At 50.4% G+C, this 15,257-nt stretch carries 16 protein-coding genes and 1 tRNA gene; 14 read left to right on the top strand and 3 right to left on the bottom strand.

The genetic code is table 11. The annotated features are described in order from the left end of the window. Positions 1 to 356, top strand: a 356-nt coding sequence (locus FHS77_RS09320; protein ID WP_210307083.1) for a hypothetical protein, incomplete at its 5' end; no start/stop codon positions are given. Positions 357 to 595: 239 nt separating this feature from the next. Here the strand turns inward: FHS77_RS09320 and FHS77_RS09315 are convergent. Together FHS77_RS09315 and FHS77_RS09310 are read right to left on the bottom strand one after the other, a co-directional pair. Next, a complete protein-coding gene (locus FHS77_RS09315) occupies positions 596 to 2,512 on the bottom strand; it encodes a site-specific integrase (RefSeq protein ID WP_184222629.1) in 1,917 nt (638 codons plus the stop codon). Between the two features lie 93 nt (positions 2,513 to 2,605). Continuing rightward, positions 2,606 to 2,695, bottom strand: a tRNA-Ser gene (locus FHS77_RS09310). A 335-nt stretch (positions 2,696 to 3,030) separates the two neighbouring features. On the opposite strand from FHS77_RS09310, the gene rplU reads away from it, so the two are divergent. The 9 genes from rplU (at position 3,031) to FHS77_RS09270 (ending at position 9,421) form a co-directional block, all read left to right on the top strand. Further along, positions 3,031 to 3,399 carry a 50S ribosomal protein L21 gene (rplU, locus tag FHS77_RS09305; protein WP_184222627.1) on the top strand — a complete coding sequence of 123 codons (369 nt, stop codon included), beginning with the start codon at positions 3,031 to 3,033 and terminating at the stop codon, positions 3,397 to 3,399. A 24-nt stretch (positions 3,400 to 3,423) separates the two neighbouring features. Beyond that, positions 3,424 to 3,693, top strand: a complete 270-nt coding sequence (rpmA, locus tag FHS77_RS09300; RefSeq protein ID WP_184222625.1) for a 50S ribosomal protein L27 — start codon at positions 3,424 to 3,426, stop codon at positions 3,691 to 3,693. Positions 3,694 to 3,885: 192 nt separating this feature from the next. Continuing rightward, positions 3,886 to 4,452, top strand: a complete 567-nt coding sequence (locus tag FHS77_RS09295; RefSeq protein WP_246431282.1) for a GNAT family N-acetyltransferase — start codon at positions 3,886 to 3,888, stop codon at positions 4,450 to 4,452. 84 nt (positions 4,453 to 4,536) lie between these two features. Then, positions 4,537 to 5,118, top strand: a complete 582-nt coding sequence (locus FHS77_RS09290) for a GNAT family N-acetyltransferase (RefSeq protein WP_184222621.1) — start codon at positions 4,537 to 4,539, stop codon at positions 5,116 to 5,118. Then, positions 5,097 to 5,222 carry a hypothetical protein gene (locus tag FHS77_RS16380; protein WP_281383596.1) on the top strand — a complete coding sequence of 42 codons (126 nt, stop codon included), beginning with the start codon at positions 5,097 to 5,099 and terminating at the stop codon, positions 5,220 to 5,222. Before FHS77_RS09290 ends, FHS77_RS16380 begins: the two co-directional genes overlap by 22 nt. Then, positions 5,209 to 6,237, top strand: coding sequence for a GTPase ObgE (gene obgE, locus FHS77_RS09285; protein ID WP_184222619.1), 1,029 nt, complete (start codon positions 5,209 to 5,211; stop codon positions 6,235 to 6,237). Before FHS77_RS16380 ends, obgE begins: the two co-directional genes overlap by 14 nt. Positions 6,238 to 6,291: 54 nt before the next feature. Further along, positions 6,292 to 7,440, top strand: coding sequence for a glutamate 5-kinase (gene proB, locus FHS77_RS09280; RefSeq protein ID WP_184222617.1), 1,149 nt, complete (start codon positions 6,292 to 6,294; stop codon positions 7,438 to 7,440). A 35-nt stretch (positions 7,441 to 7,475) separates the two neighbouring features. After that, complete coding sequence (locus FHS77_RS09275) at positions 7,476 to 8,759, top strand: glutamate-5-semialdehyde dehydrogenase (RefSeq protein ID WP_184222615.1); 1,284 nt, start codon at positions 7,476 to 7,478, stop codon at positions 8,757 to 8,759. A gap of 14 nt (positions 8,760 to 8,773) precedes the next feature. Beyond that, entirely contained in the window at positions 8,774 to 9,421 is a 648-nt protein-coding gene (locus FHS77_RS09270) for a nicotinate-nucleotide adenylyltransferase (protein ID WP_374786234.1), read from the top strand. Between the two features lie 80 nt (positions 9,422 to 9,501). Here FHS77_RS09270 and fsa read toward each other — a convergent pair whose 3' ends face one another. Beyond that, the gene (gene fsa, locus FHS77_RS09265) at positions 9,502 to 10,155 is read right to left on the bottom strand and encodes a fructose-6-phosphate aldolase (protein ID WP_184222613.1); all 654 of its coding nucleotides are present in this window, start codon (positions 10,153 to 10,155) and stop codon (positions 9,502 to 9,504) included. A 95-nt stretch (positions 10,156 to 10,250) separates the two neighbouring features. Here fsa and FHS77_RS09260 point away from each other — a divergent pair, with 95 nt between their 5' ends. The 4 genes from FHS77_RS09260 (at position 10,251) to atpA (ending at position 15,253) form a co-directional block, all read left to right on the top strand. Further along, a complete protein-coding gene (locus FHS77_RS09260) occupies positions 10,251 to 12,470 on the top strand; it encodes a primosomal protein N' (protein ID WP_246431280.1) in 2,220 nt (739 codons plus the stop codon). A 74-nt stretch (positions 12,471 to 12,544) separates the two neighbouring features. Then, positions 12,545 to 12,934, top strand: a complete 390-nt coding sequence (locus FHS77_RS09255) for an AGROH133_08824 family phage infection protein (RefSeq protein ID WP_184222609.1) — start codon at positions 12,545 to 12,547, stop codon at positions 12,932 to 12,934. A 229-nt stretch (positions 12,935 to 13,163) separates the two neighbouring features. Then, positions 13,164 to 13,724: a F0F1 ATP synthase subunit delta gene (locus tag FHS77_RS09250; RefSeq protein ID WP_184222607.1), complete on the top strand. Its 561-nt coding sequence runs from the start codon at positions 13,164 to 13,166 to the stop codon at positions 13,722 to 13,724. Further along, positions 13,724 to 15,253: a F0F1 ATP synthase subunit alpha gene (gene atpA, locus FHS77_RS09245; RefSeq protein WP_184222605.1), complete on the top strand. Its 1,530-nt coding sequence runs from the start codon at positions 13,724 to 13,726 to the stop codon at positions 15,251 to 15,253. The genes FHS77_RS09250 and atpA overlap by 1 nt, the downstream gene beginning before the upstream one ends. Positions 15,254 to 15,257: the final 4 nt, after the last annotated feature.

Here is a 15,257-nt window from a genome sequence, read left to right as displayed (position 1 = left end):
AAACCGATAACCACACCGCTCTGCAAGAGCTTGCACCGTTCCCTATTCAGCAAGCTGGAAAGGGAACGGTGTCAGATAAAGTCGAAACTAATACAATTAAAGAGCATTGGCCAGCGGCGACCGCATTACCGAACTGGTTTACGCAAGAAATACTACCCACTCTACAATGGTCGATTTCCAAAACTGCGCCTGCATCCCTCGAGCCAATGCAGGCATCTTCAAAGCCAAGCGTCGTGAGTGTAACGCCCTTGGTAAAGCTTACACCACCGCGTGGCAGTGAGTTTGATGATTTGGGTGCTGCGCTGGATCATGCCTTTATGATTTCAGCTAAGGCAGCGGAGCAACGCGTGATTTAATTCAGGCAGGCTGTTTGAAATTATTTGTTCTTATCGTGGCAAGATGCTTTGAGGCATCTTGCCATTTTTTATTGATGGAGACGAACGTTGGTATCTGGCAGTCAATAGCAGGACTTGGATGAACAGAGGCTCTTAGCCTTAGTTGCTCTATGACTATATCGCTCCATCAAGCCTGGGTTATATGGAAAAATCTGTAACGTATATGTACGTTACAGATTTGGGTGGGTTCCTGAGCGTTATTATGATTGCGCGTTACGTTTCGTGTTCAGGCTAGCGCGCTTTTTGCTGGCCATTTTTTCAAAGTCGAGATTTTTAAAGATTGATAAATCAATCTCTTCTGCAATGGGGAGGGTGGCAAAGCGCCGAACCTGAGGTTCAGTTAATGTTTTGTGCCCATATTTTTCGTGCTCGTCTTGGCCAACTGAATGGCCAACTTGTAGTTTTCGTTCCCGACGGTCGATGTGATGTTCGGAAATATCTGAAATATAGCCGCTGCGCAGTGAGTGGAAGACTTCGTTGGGCGTGTCTTTGATCTGTGCTTTTTTAAAGAGGCGGCTCATATAGGAAGATGCAGACTTACTTGGATCTGTCAGGCGCATCAGTTCGGTGAAAAGAAATGTATCACCTTTGCTCACTGCCCAGTCGATGAAACCGATTTCCCTAAAAATATCATGCAGCACATAGAAGCTGGTACTGGCTTCGGTCTTAATTGGGTTGCGCTGCCACTTACCGTTCAATTGGATGATGCCGTTGGTTTGGGCAATCCAGACGTCTTTGTATTTTTGCCGGAAATCTGAGCCTTTTAAGTGCACAAGCAAACCAAGACGGCGACCCGTGAGATGCGCCAGTAACGGGAGCATTGCATTGTCAAGAAAACCAGATTTAACACCTGTAATGAATAGCTGATTGATTTTCTCAGGGCTCAATGGCTCGGCTGATACTGAAGGACGTGCCGTATCAGGGTAGCTTAGTTTGACGTTAGCAATGGGATTTGGATAATTATGATTAGTCTGGCCCGAGATAATGACTGTTTTAACAATGGCGACATAGCCTTGCACCAGTGTTTTATGAGCAAGGGGGAGCAGGCGCATTTCTCGATTGCTAGCAATGATCTCGCGTGGAGTTTTATTCGCGTCACGATCTTTCGCATTTGCAGGCCAATATTTTATCAACTCGACATAGGCTTGCAGATCGGTACCTGTGTACGTATCAACAGGGTGATCACCGATCAAATCAATGAACAGATCAATTCGAAACCGTGCGATATTGATATCTTTATTCACTGTATTGGATTTACTCGCCCGTAATGCCAGATACTCTTCCGCCAACTCACTGAAGCGTGGCTTGTCAGATGCGGGACGTTGCACAGTTCTTCGGTCTTGTTTGAAGGCTGGCAGAGCTTTTCCTGCTCTTTGTGGGTGGGTTGCACTCACTGTTTGTGCTGCGGTGATTGGCGTGGTCGTTAAGCGTTCTGTTGCAGGCGATAACGACGTGGGGAGCACGTTTGGGGTTTCGATAGGGTTGGAAGGTGTAGCTGTGCGTGTGCCTTCAGCGCGCAGGTCTTTTGTTTCTTCCATCCATTTATGACCGAAAGCCGCTGCCATTATCGGGGCGTTATCCGCGATCAGGTTGTTGTGCTGCTCTCCCTTTTCTTTTGCCTCGACCTCTTTGTTAATTGACACCAAATTACGGACGAGTTCATGACCTTTGTTTTCCAATGGTGATGGTTCGTGTTGTGAATGCCTGATATTGTATAGGGCAGACTTCAAGGTGAGCTGTATGGTCGCTGCAGTTAGTTCCTGACCGTCATAATCAGGGTCGCCTTCATGGCTGGAAAACTGAGTGTTTTTATTTTCTTTGTCCATCCTTCGCTCCCATATTTTGCAGATGGTTCGGACAATTGTTGCCAGCTCATCTGCTATTTCCCTCGCTTCCCGCAGCGAAAGTGCTCCCAGACTTATTCTTATAATGCCTGAGCCGGATGTCACCATAGATTTGGTAAGGCGCATTTGGAAGAGTAGCGTATTGCCGCTGCGAACGAGATAACGTCCGACGGAAGGTTTTACGTCTATTTTTGTTTGTATCGATTCGTAATTGTTATGCTGTCTGAACGATACATTCGACTGTACATTCAACGATACATTTGGTGTCTTCATCTGGTCAAAGCCCTGTCAGTTGGGCAAAGAGAACAGAAAATTACTATTGATATCAAAGGCTTGAAATATAGTTGGGGAAGAGTAAAAATTCACTGGCGGAGAGAGAGGGATTTGAACCCCCGATGGAGTTGCCCCCATGCCGCATTTCGAGTGCGGTGCTTTCAACCACTCAGCCATCTCTCCGCAAATCAAGCCGCTTTACTGCTTGAAATACACAATCATTTCAGCGTCTGACGCTTTTAATGTCGTGTGGCTCGCTGAATAGCGGGGAACGACGAATTAGACAAGACCTATTTTGCATCGAAAAGGTGAATTTTCTTGACTCTTGTGCAAAATACAACCTATATGCAGCTACCTTGGGCGCAGGTCTTATTGCGCCTATTGTTTTGTTTGGAAAAAATCAGACTTTTCATGATTCTGATTGCTTTCAAATTAATCTTCAAATGTCACGACTGACAAAAAGACAACCCATGTGGGCAACCCCATGAGAGTTGGTCCGAACACCGAAAGGCAAAAAAATGTTCGCAGTCATTAAAACTGGTGGTAAGCAGTATCGCGTTGCTGCCAATGATCTGATCAAGATCGAAAAAGTTGCTGGCGAAGCCGGTGACACAGTAGAATTCACAGAAATTTTGATGGTTGGCTCCACCATTGGTGCACCAACTGTTGAAGGTGCAGTTGTAACTGCTGAAGTTGTTGAACAGGGTCGCGCACGCAAGGTTATTGCGTTTAAGAAGCGTCGCCGTCAGAACTCGAAGCGTACACGCGGTCATCGTCAGGAACAGACTACAATTCGTATTTCTGAAATCCTCACCGGTGGCGCAAAGCCAGCTAAAGCTAAAGCAGCGCCTAAAAAGGCAGCAGCTAAAGCAGAAGCAGCTGAATAAGTAACGGATTAAAGGAGAACTCCCATGGCACACAAAAAAGCTGGCGGTTCGTCGCGTAACGGTCGCGATTCAGAATCCAAACGCCTTGGCCTGAAAAAATTCGGTGGCGAGCAGGTTGTTGCTGGCAACATCATTGCACGTCAACGTGGCACCAAATGGCATCCGGGCGTAAACGTCGGTATGGGTAAAGACCATACCCTCTTTGCACTCGTAAACGGTTCCGTGTCTTTCCGCGCGAAAGCCAACGGCCGTACTTTCGTATCGGTTAACCCGATTGCGGAAGCTGCTGAGTAAGCCGGTACGCTCAAATATAAGCACCGGCGTCCCATCGGACCCGGTGTAAAGGCAAGCTGCCAATAGATCGAAAAGGGAAGATGGGACACCATCTTCCCTTTTTGTTTTTGGAGCTTGAAAGAAATGGTTACTGAACCACCTTTAGATGAAGAATGTTTGTCGGTTGCAGCTCGGGCTTATGCCGATAGTGAAATGACGGACTTCTCTGGCCTGGAATGTCCGACGCTGGTTACTGAACGGCTGCTGTTAAGAACACCACATGATGAAGATGTGGATGCTATTGCCCATCTCGCCAATAATCCGCGTATTGCTGAAATGCTTACCCGTATGCCGCATCCATATGATGTGGCGGCGGCGCAAGATTTTATAAAACGCGTGCGATCCGGCGAAATGGGCAATTGCATCTACGCGATTACCCAAATGGACACCGGTGTGTTTATGGGAAGCTGCGGCATCCATCCGTCCAAACATGGGGAGGGGCTGGAAATCGGTTATTGGCTTGGCGAACCTTATTGGGGGCAGGGCTATGCGACAGAAGCCGCACAGGCGCTGATCGATCTGGCTTTTCGTGCTACCAATATTGATGAGCTTTATATCACCTGCCGCACCATCAATGAAGGTTCGCGTAATGTGATCCGTAAATCCGGCTTTTCGTTTTTGATGTATGGAACCGACGATTCTTTATACAGCGGCACCGTCGATGTGGAGCGTTACAGCTTGCATCGGGATCGCTGGATCGAGATGCGTTATCAGGCATAAAGCGCGATTTTGCGTGGTGTGACGGTATCGGCTGTCACATCGCGCAGGCCAATATATGGATTGATATTAGGACAAGTCGGGAACATGACAGAAGAAAACAAAACAACGGGAGCAGATGCATTACAGGCACGGCGCGATAGGATTACCGTACGCGTTCTATGTCCGGATGATGTGCAGACTTATAAAGCAGTGCGTATTCACGCCCTGAAAAATTCACCGTTAACCTTCGGATCCAGTTTCGCGGTGGAAAGCGCTTATGCCGATGAGGTTTTTGCGCATCGTATCCGCCATGGAGGCGGTAATGCGGTTTATGGTGCCTTTGATGGCGACACTTTGCTGGGCACTGCCGGTGTGTTTGTACATGAGCGTTTGTCAGAAAAGCACCGTGGCACACTATGGGGCGTTTATGTTATGCCACAAGCACGTGGTTTGGGGCTTGGCAGCGTCTTGGTTGATCACGTCATTAAATATGCAGAAAAGCATGTTGTTGTGCTGGATGCAAAAGTGGTGGCAAGCAACGACTATGCCAGACAGATTTACTATGATTTGGGCTTTGAAAAATACGGACTGGAAAAGAAGTCATTTTGCGTAGAAGGTCAGTTTCAGGATCAGGAATTGATTTTTATCGACTTCAGCAGCCCGGAATGGCGCTCAAGAAAGAATTAAATGGCGGTTTTCAGCATGGAATGCATGCTGCTTATTTGCACAGACGCGGTTTTGCTGTAATTGCCAGAGCCGACAGAAGAGGTATTACAGATGAAATTTCTTGATCAGGCTAAGATTTACATTCGTTCCGGCAACGGCGGCGCTGGCTCGGTATCCTTTCGCCGTGAGAAATTTCTGGAATTCGGCGGCCCCGATGGCGGCGATGGCGGTCGCGGCGGTGATGTCTGGGCAGAAGTCGTTGATGGCCTCAACACGCTGATCGACTATCGCTATATGCAGCACTTCCGCGCCAAAACCGGTATGCACGGTATGGGTCGCAATATGACCGGCGGTAAGGGTGATGACATTATCCTGAAAGTGCCGGTCGGGACCCAGATTTTCGAAGAAGATAATGAGACCCTCATTTGCGATCTGACCGAAATTGGTCAGCGCTATCGTCTTGCTAAAGGCGGTAATGGTGGTTTTGGTAACCTGCATTTCAAAACATCGACCAATCAGGCACCACGCCGCGCCAATCCGGGTCAGGATGGTTTGGAGCGCACCATCTGGCTGCGTTTGAAACTGATTGCGGATGCTGGTCTTGTTGGTCTGCCGAATGCCGGTAAATCGACATTTTTGGCAAGTGTTACCGCTGCCAAGCCAAAAATTGCCGATTATCCGTTCACCACTTTGCATCCGAACTTAGGTGTTGCCCGTGTGGATGCGCGTGAATTTGTCATTGCGGATATTCCGGGTCTGATTGAAGGTGCCAGCGAAGGCATTGGCCTTGGCGATCGCTTCTTGGGCCATGTTGAGCGCACCCGCGTTTTGCTGCATCTGGTTTCTGCACAGGAAGACGATGTCGCCAAAGCTTACACCACCATCCGCAATGAGCTTAAAGCTTATGGCGGTGGTTTGGATGAGAAGCTGGAGATTGTGGCACTTTCACAGATCGACACGCTTGACCCTGAAACCCGTCAGCAAAAAGCGGCCGAGCTTCAAAAAGTGTGCGGCAGAGTGCCCATGCAGATTTCTGCGGTCAGCCGTGAAGGCATTGAAGGTGTCTTGCGCCAGCTGATCAGCATTGTCGAAACCAGCCGCAAGGCTGAAAAAGGTATTGTCGAAGACGACGATCTATAAAAATACATATAAGAGCCACAAAAACATAAGAGCCAAAAAACATAAGAGAATGACATGGGCGGGAATGGCGAGAAGGGGTTGGCAGCTCTCAATCAATATAAGCGGATTGTTGTAAAAATCGGCTCTGCTTTATTGGTTGATCGGGCGACAGGGTTGAAGCGGGATTGGCTGGATAGTCTGGGGCAGGATATCGCCGCTTTATCCGCCCAAGGGGTTGAGGTTCTGGTGGTGTCTTCCGGTGCGATTGCACTGGGGCGCACCATTTTGAAACTGCCGAAAAAAGCCCTGAAGCTGGAAGAAAGTCAGGCAGCGGCTGCTGCCGGTCAGATCGCTCTCGCTAAAGCCTATGCCGATGTGCTGGGCGCACATGATATTCAGGCAGGTCAGGTTCTGCTCACGCTCTCTGACACAGAAGAGCGTCGCCGCTATCTGAATGCGCGCGCTACCATCGAGACGCTTCTGAAGCTGAAGGCGATCCCGATCATCAACGAAAATGATACGGTTGCCACCAGTGAAATCCGCTATGGTGATAATGATCGTTTGGCGGCACGCGTTGCAACTATGATTGGTGCGGATCTTCTGATCCTGCTTTCTGATATTGATGGTCTTTATTCGGCGCCGCCACACAAAGACCCGAATGCGGAATTTTTACCGCTCATTGAAAATATCACCCCTGAAATCGAAGCCATGGCAGGAGCTGCCGCTTCTGAATTGTCGCGTGGCGGCATGAAGACGAAGCTTGATGCCGGCAAGATTGCCAATGCTGCCGGTACGGCGATGATTATCACTTCCGGCGCACGGCTTAATCCGTTGGCAGCGATTGATCGCGGTGAACGTGCAAGCCTGTTCAAACCGTCTTTGCAACCGGTTAATGCTTGGAAAACATGGATTTCAGGCAATCTGGAACCGGCTGGCCGTCTTTATGTGGATGCCGGTGCTGCGGCTGCACTTAAAAAGGGTAAGTCCTTGTTGCCTGCCGGTGTCACCCGTGTGGAAGGTCAATTCCAGCGTGGCGATACGGTTGCTGTGATGAATGATGGCGGTATTGAAATTGCCCGCGGTCTGATTGCCTATGATGTGCATGACGCACTTTTGGTGGCAGGCCATAAAAGTGATGAGATCAGTGCGTTGTTGGGCTATGATGGCCGTGCAGCGATGGTGCATCGCAATGATCTGGTGGTGCGTGGGAGCAAATCTGCCTGATAAAAGAAAAGGCAGAATAAATGAGGGCTATGGGAATGCTTGATAAAGTCGGGGCTGATATGACAGTTGCACAGGTGATGGCAGAGATTGGTAAGCGCGCACGAGCCGCTGCTGCCCCCTTAAGCATCGCTCCGGCAGAGCAGAAGAACAAAGCCCTGTTGGCGATGGCCGACTCAATCATTGCACAAAGTGCAGCGATTTTAGAAGCGAACAAAATTGACATTACCAATGCTGAAAATGCTGGTGCTGCCGCTTCTTTCATTGACCGTCTGAAACTTGATGAAGGCCGCTTGAACGGCATTGCCGATGCTATTCGCGCTATTGCTGGTTTGAAAGATCCGGTTGGTGATGTGATTGCTGCATGGGACCGCCCGAACGGTTTAAATATTGAACGCGTGCGCACCCCGCTTGGGGTGATCGGCGTGATTTATGAAAGCCGCCCGAATGTAACCGCTGATGCAGGAGCTTTATGCCTCAAAGCCGGTAACGCGGTTGTCTTGCGCGGTGGTTCAGATTCAGCCCATTCTTCGCGCGCTATTCATGCAGCTCTTGTAAGCGGTTTGGAAAGTGCCGGCCTGCCACGCGATGCCATTCAGATTGTACCGACCACAGATCGTGCTGCCGTTGGTGAAATGCTGAAAGGCCTGAACGGCAATATTGATGTGATTGTGCCGCGTGGTGGCAAAAGCTTGGTTGAGCGCGTGCAAAATGAAGCGCGTGTGCCGGTTTTTGCTCATCTTGAAGGCATCTGCCATGTGTATATTGATGCGTCTGCTGAGCTGGATATGGCGGTCACTGTGGTTGTGAACGCCAAAATGCGCCGCACCGGTATTTGCGGCGCGGCAGAAACTTTGCTTGTCGACCGTAAAGTGGCAGACAGCCATCTGGTGCCAATCTTAGAAGCTTTGAGCGCTAAGGGATGTGAAATCCGCGGTGATGCTGATGTGCTTGCCCGCTTTGCAAATGCCAAGCCTGCCAGTGATGCCGATTGGTCAACCGAATATCTGGATGCAATCCTTTCAGTGAAGCTTGTTGATGGTGTGGGTGATGCGATTGGTCATATCGGGCAATATTCATCCCATCACACCGAAGCAATTATTGCGCAGGACGAAAAAGCCGTTGAGCGTTTTTTCAATGAGATCGATTCAGCCATTCTCGTGCATAATGCCTCGACGCAATTTGCCGATGGCGGCGAGTTTGGCATGGGCGGCGAAATCGGCATTGCCACGGGCAAAATGCATGCGCGCGGGCCGGTTGGTGTTGAGCAGCTAACCTCATTTAAATATCGCGTCCACGGCAACGGCCAGACACGGGCTTAACGGCTAAGTCCCTGATGGTGAACGCCTCCGGTTTTTCCACGCTGAAAGAACTTTATCCTGATGTGAGCATGGGTGATTTGCGCATGCCTCATGTGGAAAAGGGCATGAGCGTGGGATTATTCGGCGGCTCGTTCAATCCACCCCATGCCGGACATGTGCTGGTCGCGGAAATTGCATTGCGTCGCTTAAACCTTGACCAGCTCTGGTGGATGGTGACGCCCGGAAGCCCGCTTAAAAATGCGCGTGATTTGGCACCGTTAAATGATCGCTTGCGTGCGAGCCGTCAATTGGCACGTGATCCGCGCATAAAAATCACCGCATTGGAAGCTGCATATAAAGTGCGCTTTACCGCCGACACGTTAGCGCTGATTAAAGCGGCCAATCCGCATGTCAATTTTGTCTGGATTATGGGGGCGGATAATCTGGGGCAGTTTCACCGCTGGGATCGCTGGCGTCAGATTGCCAATCAGTTTCCAATCGCTGTGATTGATCGCCCCAATGCAAGCCTCACACCTCTGACATCACGGATGGCACAAACTTATGCGCCTTTCCGGTTGAATGAACGGGATGCAGCAAGCCTTGCCAAACGTCCAGCACCCGCATGGGTGTTTTTACACGGGCCCCGTTCCAGACTTTCTTCCACAGCTTTACGTGAACAATAAAAAACCGGCACAGTTGTCTGCGCCGGTTTTTTTATTTCAGTAGCTTAAAAGCTTAAGCAAATGCCATTAGGCGATAGCTATTAAGCGATCGACTGGCCGGTTTTTGCCCAGTCAGCCAAAAATGTTTCCAAGCCTTTGTCGGTCAGCGGATGCTTGACCAGAGCTTTCAGGGTTGCAGGTGGTGCAGTGACTACGTCAGCACCGATGAGAGCAGCTTCTTTAACGTGGTTTACGGTGCGAACCGATGCCGCCAGAATCTGGGTGTTAAAATCATAATTGTCGAAGATCGAACGGATTTCAGCAATCAGTTCCATGCCGTTGAGGCCGATATCATCAATACGGCCGATGAACGGGGAAACGTAGGTTGCACCGGCTTTTGCAGCCAGCAGCGCCTGATTGGCTGAGAAGCAAAGGGTCACGTTGGTCTGGTGACCGTCTGAAGTCAGCGCTTTACAAGCTTTCAAACCATCAAGGGTCAGCGGCAGCTTGATGCAGATATTGTCTGCGATCTTAGCAATAACAGCTGCTTCTTTCATGATGGTTGCATAGTCGGTTGCTGCCACTTCAGCTGAAACCGGACCATCAACAATGCTGCAGATTTCTTTGGTGACTTCAAGAATATCGCGACCTGATTTAAGAATCAGCGACGGGTTGGTTGTAACACCGTCAACCAGACCTAAATCATTCAGTTCACGGATATCATTGACATCGGCGGTATCTACGAAGAATTTCATAACAGGTTTCCTTCATCCGTATGGGAGCTTTTATAAGCATATTGCGCAAAGGTGACTTTTCTTTAACGCAAAGCCGCGCCAAGGTCACGCTCATGATGCAAGATTCGTTTTTTTCTCCAGACCAAGGTCAAGACCAGGCACCGCATAAGCAGGCTAAGATCGTGCCGGTGCTGGTGCCTTTGCCGTCTGAACGGCCTTATTCCTATTTGGTTCCCGATGGCATGTCGGTGCAGCCGGGCTCTGTGGTGCGTGTGCCGCTGGGGCCAAGACTGGTGCCGGGCATTGTTGTTGATGGCGAAGTCGACAAGGTTGACCCCAAAAAGCTGAAAAGCATCGCTGAGGTTTTTGACTGCCCGCTGATCCATCCTGACATCATCAAATTTATGCTGTGGGCGGCTGATTATACGCTGTCACCTCCGGGCATGGTAGCGCGGATGATTTTGCGCGTGCCGACCGCTTTTGATCCGGAGCCGCCGATTGCGGGTTTGCGTTATACAGGCGGCGAGCCGGAACGCTTAACCTCACCGCGCGCAAGGGTGCTGGAACATGCGGGCAATGGCTTGGCATGGACACGCACCGGCCTTGCCCATGTGGCTGGCGTTTCCGCAACGGTTATTGATGGGTTGAAGGCGCAGGGGTTGTTTGAGGATGTTTTCATTCCGGCTCCGCCTGTTGTGGCACCGCCTGATACTAATTTTGCCCGTGCATCGCTTTCTGAAGATCAGCGTGATGCAGCCGACAGGCTGGTGGAAGCAGTTGATGCGAAACGCTTTTCCGTGTCGCTGATCGACGGTGTGACGGGCTCGGGTAAAACGGAAGTTTACTTTGAGGCGGTGGCACGTGCTTTGGAGCAGGGGCGACAAGTGTTGATCCTGCTGCCGGAAATTGCACTGACACAGCAGTTTCTGGATCGCTTCCATGACCGATTCGGTTCCAAACCTGCCGAATGGCACTCAGACCTTGCGCCGCGCAGCCGTGAGCGTGTATGGCGGCAAGTGGCGGAAGGCACAGTGAAGATCGTCGCTGGTGCGCGTTCTGCGCTGTTTTTGCCGTTTCAGGATTTGGGTCTGATCGTTGTCGATGAAGAACATGATCCTGCCTATAAACAGGAAGACCGCGTTTTTTATAATGCGCGGGATATGGCTGTGGTGCGCGGTCATATTGGCGGCTTTCCCGTGGTGCTTGCCTCTGCAACCCCGTCGATTGAAAGTCAGGTGAATGCCGATCAGGGGCGTTATACCCGAATCAAACTCTATAGCCGCTATGCTGATGCGGCTCTGCCGACACTGAAAACCATCGATATGCGGCGCTCACCGCCGCCGCCCGGTCGCTTTTTGTCACCAGCTTTAACGGAAGTGATGGGCAAAACCATTGAGCGCGGCGAACAGGCGCTGCTTTTCCTCAATCGTCGTGGTTATGCGCCTCTGACATTATGTCGCGTCTGCGGTCATCGCTTCCAATGCCCGAGCTGTTCGAGCTGGCTGGTTGAGCATCGCTTCCGCGGGCAGTTGATGTGTCACCAGTGCGGCTATCATGAACCGGTGCCGGAAGCTTGTCCGGAATGCGGTACGCTTGATCATCTTGTTGCCTGCGGCCCCGGTGTGGAGCGGATTGCTGAAGAAGCCGAAGCGCTCTTTCCGAAAGCGCGAATCATCGTGCTTTCTTCCGATATGGCAGGGGGCGTTAAACGCCTGCGATTAGAGCTGGAGGCAATTTCCAAGGGGGAAGCTGATATTGTGATCGGCACTCAATTGGTGGCTAAAGGTCATAACTTTCCCAATATGACGCTGGTGGGCGTAGTGGATGCCGATCTCGGGCTTGCCAATGGTGATCCGCGCGCGGCTGAACGCACCTTCCAATTGCTCAATCAGGTGACGGGTCGTGCAGGGCGAACGGGTAAGAAAAGTCTGGGACTTTTGCAGACTTATCAACCGGATCATCCGGTGATGCAGGCAATTATCAGTGGTGATGCTGATGCTTTTTATGAGCGCGAGATTGAAGATCGCGAGCGTAATAGCCTGCCGCCTTTCGGACGTCTGGCATCGCTGATTATTTCCGGTGAAAACCGTGTGGAAGCAGAGAATCACGCACGCGCTTTAAGGCGTGCTGCGCCGCATTCGTCTGAATTGTCTGTTATGGGGCCGGCAGAAGCGCCTTTGGCCTTTGTGCGCGGGCGTTATCGCTATCGTTTGCTGATTCATGGCAGCAAACGCGCCGACATTCAGGCCTATATGAGGGCATTGCTAGAAAGAGCGCCAAAGATTAAAGGAAATCTGCGGGTGCAGGTCGATATTGATCCGCAGAGTTTTTTATAAAGTATCGGACAGTAACTATCAGTTTTTCGATGCTACTTTATGCTTATTGAGAAAATTCGGACAGGGATATCAAAATGGAGTTCTATCTGCCGTCAAGTAACGGGGAATGGATGGCGTGGACAAGCGCACTTCTAACCTCATTATTCGGCTTGATTATGTTTTTTGCGCCCGCTTTTACGCTGAAATTGCTGCGTTTGGATTTGTCGGGCGGTCGTAAGGAGGGCTTGGCGACAATCCGGTCAACAATGGCCGGGTTCTATTTAGGGGTAGGACTGGGCTGTTTAATCTTCGCACAGCCGTTTTTATGGCTTGTAATTGGTGCGGCTTGGGGCTTTACATTATTTGGTCGTTTTATTTCAATTATGTCGGACAAAACCAGTTCAATCTATAATTGGAGTTTTGCGATTCTAGAGTTTTTCTTGGCTGCCGGACCGCTGCTTTTTGCCTTCGGTTTGGTGCAATAAAGGTAGTTTTGGCTCGTCGAGCGATAAAATATGCCAAAATTGCTGCCAAGGTTATAGAAAAGTGGGGTATTCGCGTGTTGCGAGTCCCGCTGGTCTATGCTAGACGGCATTCAAAATTCAGTGCGGCTACTTATGTAGTCAAAGGTTTCTCCGGAAACATTCAATCAGATCGTAATTTGGCAAAACAAAATGCCAAAATTATGATTGCAACGTAGAGAGCTGGTATTTCGTGACAGAAACGTCTTCGCTCATTTCAGGTGTCGCTCAGCGTTATGCAGGATCGTTATTCGATTTGGCACTCGACACCAATTCCGTTGCCGCTGTGGAAAAAGATCTTGCTCGTTTTGAAGCCCTTCTGGAAGGAAGTGAAGATCTGCGCCGTTTGATTAACAGTCCGGTATTTACCTCTGAAGATCAGCTGCGCGCTATTTCCAATGTCGCCGATAAGGCAGGCATCAAGGGGCTGGTCGGAAATCTGTTGCGTGTTGTGGCACGCAATCGTCGTTTATTCGTGATGCCGGGCATTATTGCAGCTTTCCGCAATATTGCTGCCGAACATCGCGGTGAAGTTTCTGCTGATGTTGTGTCTGCTTACGAGCTGACCACTGCACAGCAAAATGAATTGAAGGCAACGCTGAAAGGTGTTGCCGGCAAGGACGTGGCAATTAATGTCACTGTCGATCCGTCGATTCTCGGCGGGCTTATCGTCAAGATGGGTTCGCGCCAGATTGACACTTCTCTTCGCACTAAACTATCTTCTCTCAAGCTTGCACTGAAAGAGGTCGGCTGATGGACATCCGCGCCGCGGAAATTTCCGCAATCCTGAAAGAGCAAATCAAGAACTTTGGCAAGGAGGCTGAGGTCTCCGAAGTCGGTCAGGTTCTGTCCGTCGGTGACGGTATTGCACGCGTCTATGGTCTGGACAATGTTCAGGCTGGTGAAATGGTCGAATTCCCTGGTGGCATTCGCGGCATGGCGCTCAACCTTGAAAGCGACAATGTCGGTGTTGTTATCTTCGGATCCGACCGTGACATCAAGGAAGGCGATACTGTTAAGCGTACGGGCGCGATCGTTGACGTACCGGTTGGTCCGGGTCTTCTTGGTCGTGTTGTTGATGCTCTTGGTAATCCTATCGATGGTAAAGGTCCGATTGTTGCGACCGAACGCCGTCGTGTAGACGTTAAAGCTCCTGGTATCATCCCGCGTAAGTCGGTGCATGAGCCAATGTCGACCGGTCTGAAGGCGATTGACGCCCTTATCCCAGTTGGTCGTGGTCAGCGCGAGCTGGTCATTGGTGACCGTCAGACAGGTAAAACCGCTATCATTCTCGACAGCTTCCTTAACCAGAAGCCGATCCATGATAATGGTCCGGACAAAGATAAACTGTTCTGCATTTACGTAGCTGTTGGTCAGAAACGTTCAACTGTAGCTCAGTTCGTTAAGGTTCTCGAAGAGCGCGGCGCACTGGAATATTCCGTTGTGATCGCAGCGACTGCTTCTGATCCTGCTCCGATGCAGTTCCTTGCACCATTTGCAGGTTGCGCTATCGGTGAATATTTCCGTGATAACGGCCAGCACGCTCTGATTGGTTATGATGACCTTTCCAAGCAGGCTGTTGCTTATCGTCAGATGTCCCTGTTGCTGCGTCGTCCTCCGGGCCGTGAAGCATATCCTGGTGACGTTTTCTATCTGCACTCACGTTTGCTTGAGCGCGCTGCAAAGCTGAATGATGAAAACGGTGCCGGTTCTTTGACTGCTCTGCCAGTTATTGAAACACAGGGTAACGACGTTTCTGCCTTTATTCCGACCAACGTGATTTCGATTACTGACGGTCAGATCTTCTTGGAAACAAACCTGTTCTACCAGGGTATCCGTCCTGCTGTGAACGTTGGTCTGTCTGTTTCCCGCGTTGGTTCTGCGGCCCAGGTCAAAGCGATGAAACAGGTTGCCGGCTCCATTAAAGGTGAGCTTGCACAGTACCGCGAAATGGCAGCATTTGCCCAGTTCGGTTCCGATCTTGATGCTGCAACCCAGCGTCTTTTGAACCGTGGTGCACGTCTGACCGAACTTCTGAAGCAGCCGCAGTTCTCGCCGCTGAAAACAGAAGAACAGGTTGCAGTGATTTATGCCGGTGTTAACGGCTATCTCGATGCAATCGCTGTTAATCAGGTTGGCAAATTCGAACAGGGTCTTCTGTCCTCACTGCGCACCGAGCACAAAGATGTGCTTGAAGCGATCCGTGATGAGAAAGCTCTTACCGATGACATCAAGGCAAAGCTCAAGGCAGCGGTTGACGCTTACGCCAAGTCCTTTGCTTGAACTT

Origin of the sequence: Paenochrobactrum gallinarii, assembly GCF_014205685.1 — a bacterium.
GTDB lineage: Bacteria > Pseudomonadota > Alphaproteobacteria > Rhizobiales > Rhizobiaceae > Paenochrobactrum > Paenochrobactrum gallinarii.
The sequence above is the reverse complement of the archived record's forward strand: the minus strand, read 5'-3'. Positions and strand labels throughout refer to the sequence as shown.

Bases quoted from the DNA above. Each gene is read 5' to 3' on its own strand.
- FHS77_RS09270 (WP_374786234.1), top strand. From the start codon at position 8,774: ATGGTGAACGCCTCCGGTTTTTCCACGCTGAAAGAACTTTATCCTGAT.
- rpmA (WP_184222625.1), top strand. From the start codon at position 3,424: ATGGCACACAAAAAAGCTGGCGGTTCGTCGCGTAACGGTCGCGATTCA.
- FHS77_RS16380 (WP_281383596.1), top strand. From the start codon at position 5,097: ATGGCGCTCAAGAAAGAATTAAATGGCGGTTTTCAGCATGGAATGCAT.
- FHS77_RS09295 (WP_246431282.1), top strand. From the start codon at position 3,886: ATGACGGACTTCTCTGGCCTGGAATGTCCGACGCTGGTTACTGAACGG.
- FHS77_RS09315 (WP_184222629.1), bottom strand. From the start codon at position 2,512: ATGAAGACACCAAATGTATCGTTGAATGTACAGTCGAATGTATCGTTC.
- FHS77_RS09255 (WP_184222609.1), top strand. From the start codon at position 12,545: ATGGAGTTCTATCTGCCGTCAAGTAACGGGGAATGGATGGCGTGGACA.
- proB (WP_184222617.1), top strand. From the start codon at position 6,292: ATGGGCGGGAATGGCGAGAAGGGGTTGGCAGCTCTCAATCAATATAAG.
- FHS77_RS09260 (WP_246431280.1), top strand. From the start codon at position 10,251: ATGCAAGATTCGTTTTTTTCTCCAGACCAAGGTCAAGACCAGGCACCG.
- atpA (WP_184222605.1), top strand. From the start codon at position 13,724: ATGGACATCCGCGCCGCGGAAATTTCCGCAATCCTGAAAGAGCAAATC.
- FHS77_RS09290 (WP_184222621.1), top strand. From the start codon at position 4,537: ATGACAGAAGAAAACAAAACAACGGGAGCAGATGCATTACAGGCACGG.
- fsa (WP_184222613.1), bottom strand. From the start codon at position 10,155: ATGAAATTCTTCGTAGATACCGCCGATGTCAATGATATCCGTGAACTG.
- obgE (WP_184222619.1), top strand. From the start codon at position 5,209: ATGAAATTTCTTGATCAGGCTAAGATTTACATTCGTTCCGGCAACGGC.
- FHS77_RS09275 (WP_184222615.1), top strand. From the start codon at position 7,476: ATGCTTGATAAAGTCGGGGCTGATATGACAGTTGCACAGGTGATGGCA.
- rplU (WP_184222627.1), top strand. From the start codon at position 3,031: ATGTTCGCAGTCATTAAAACTGGTGGTAAGCAGTATCGCGTTGCTGCC.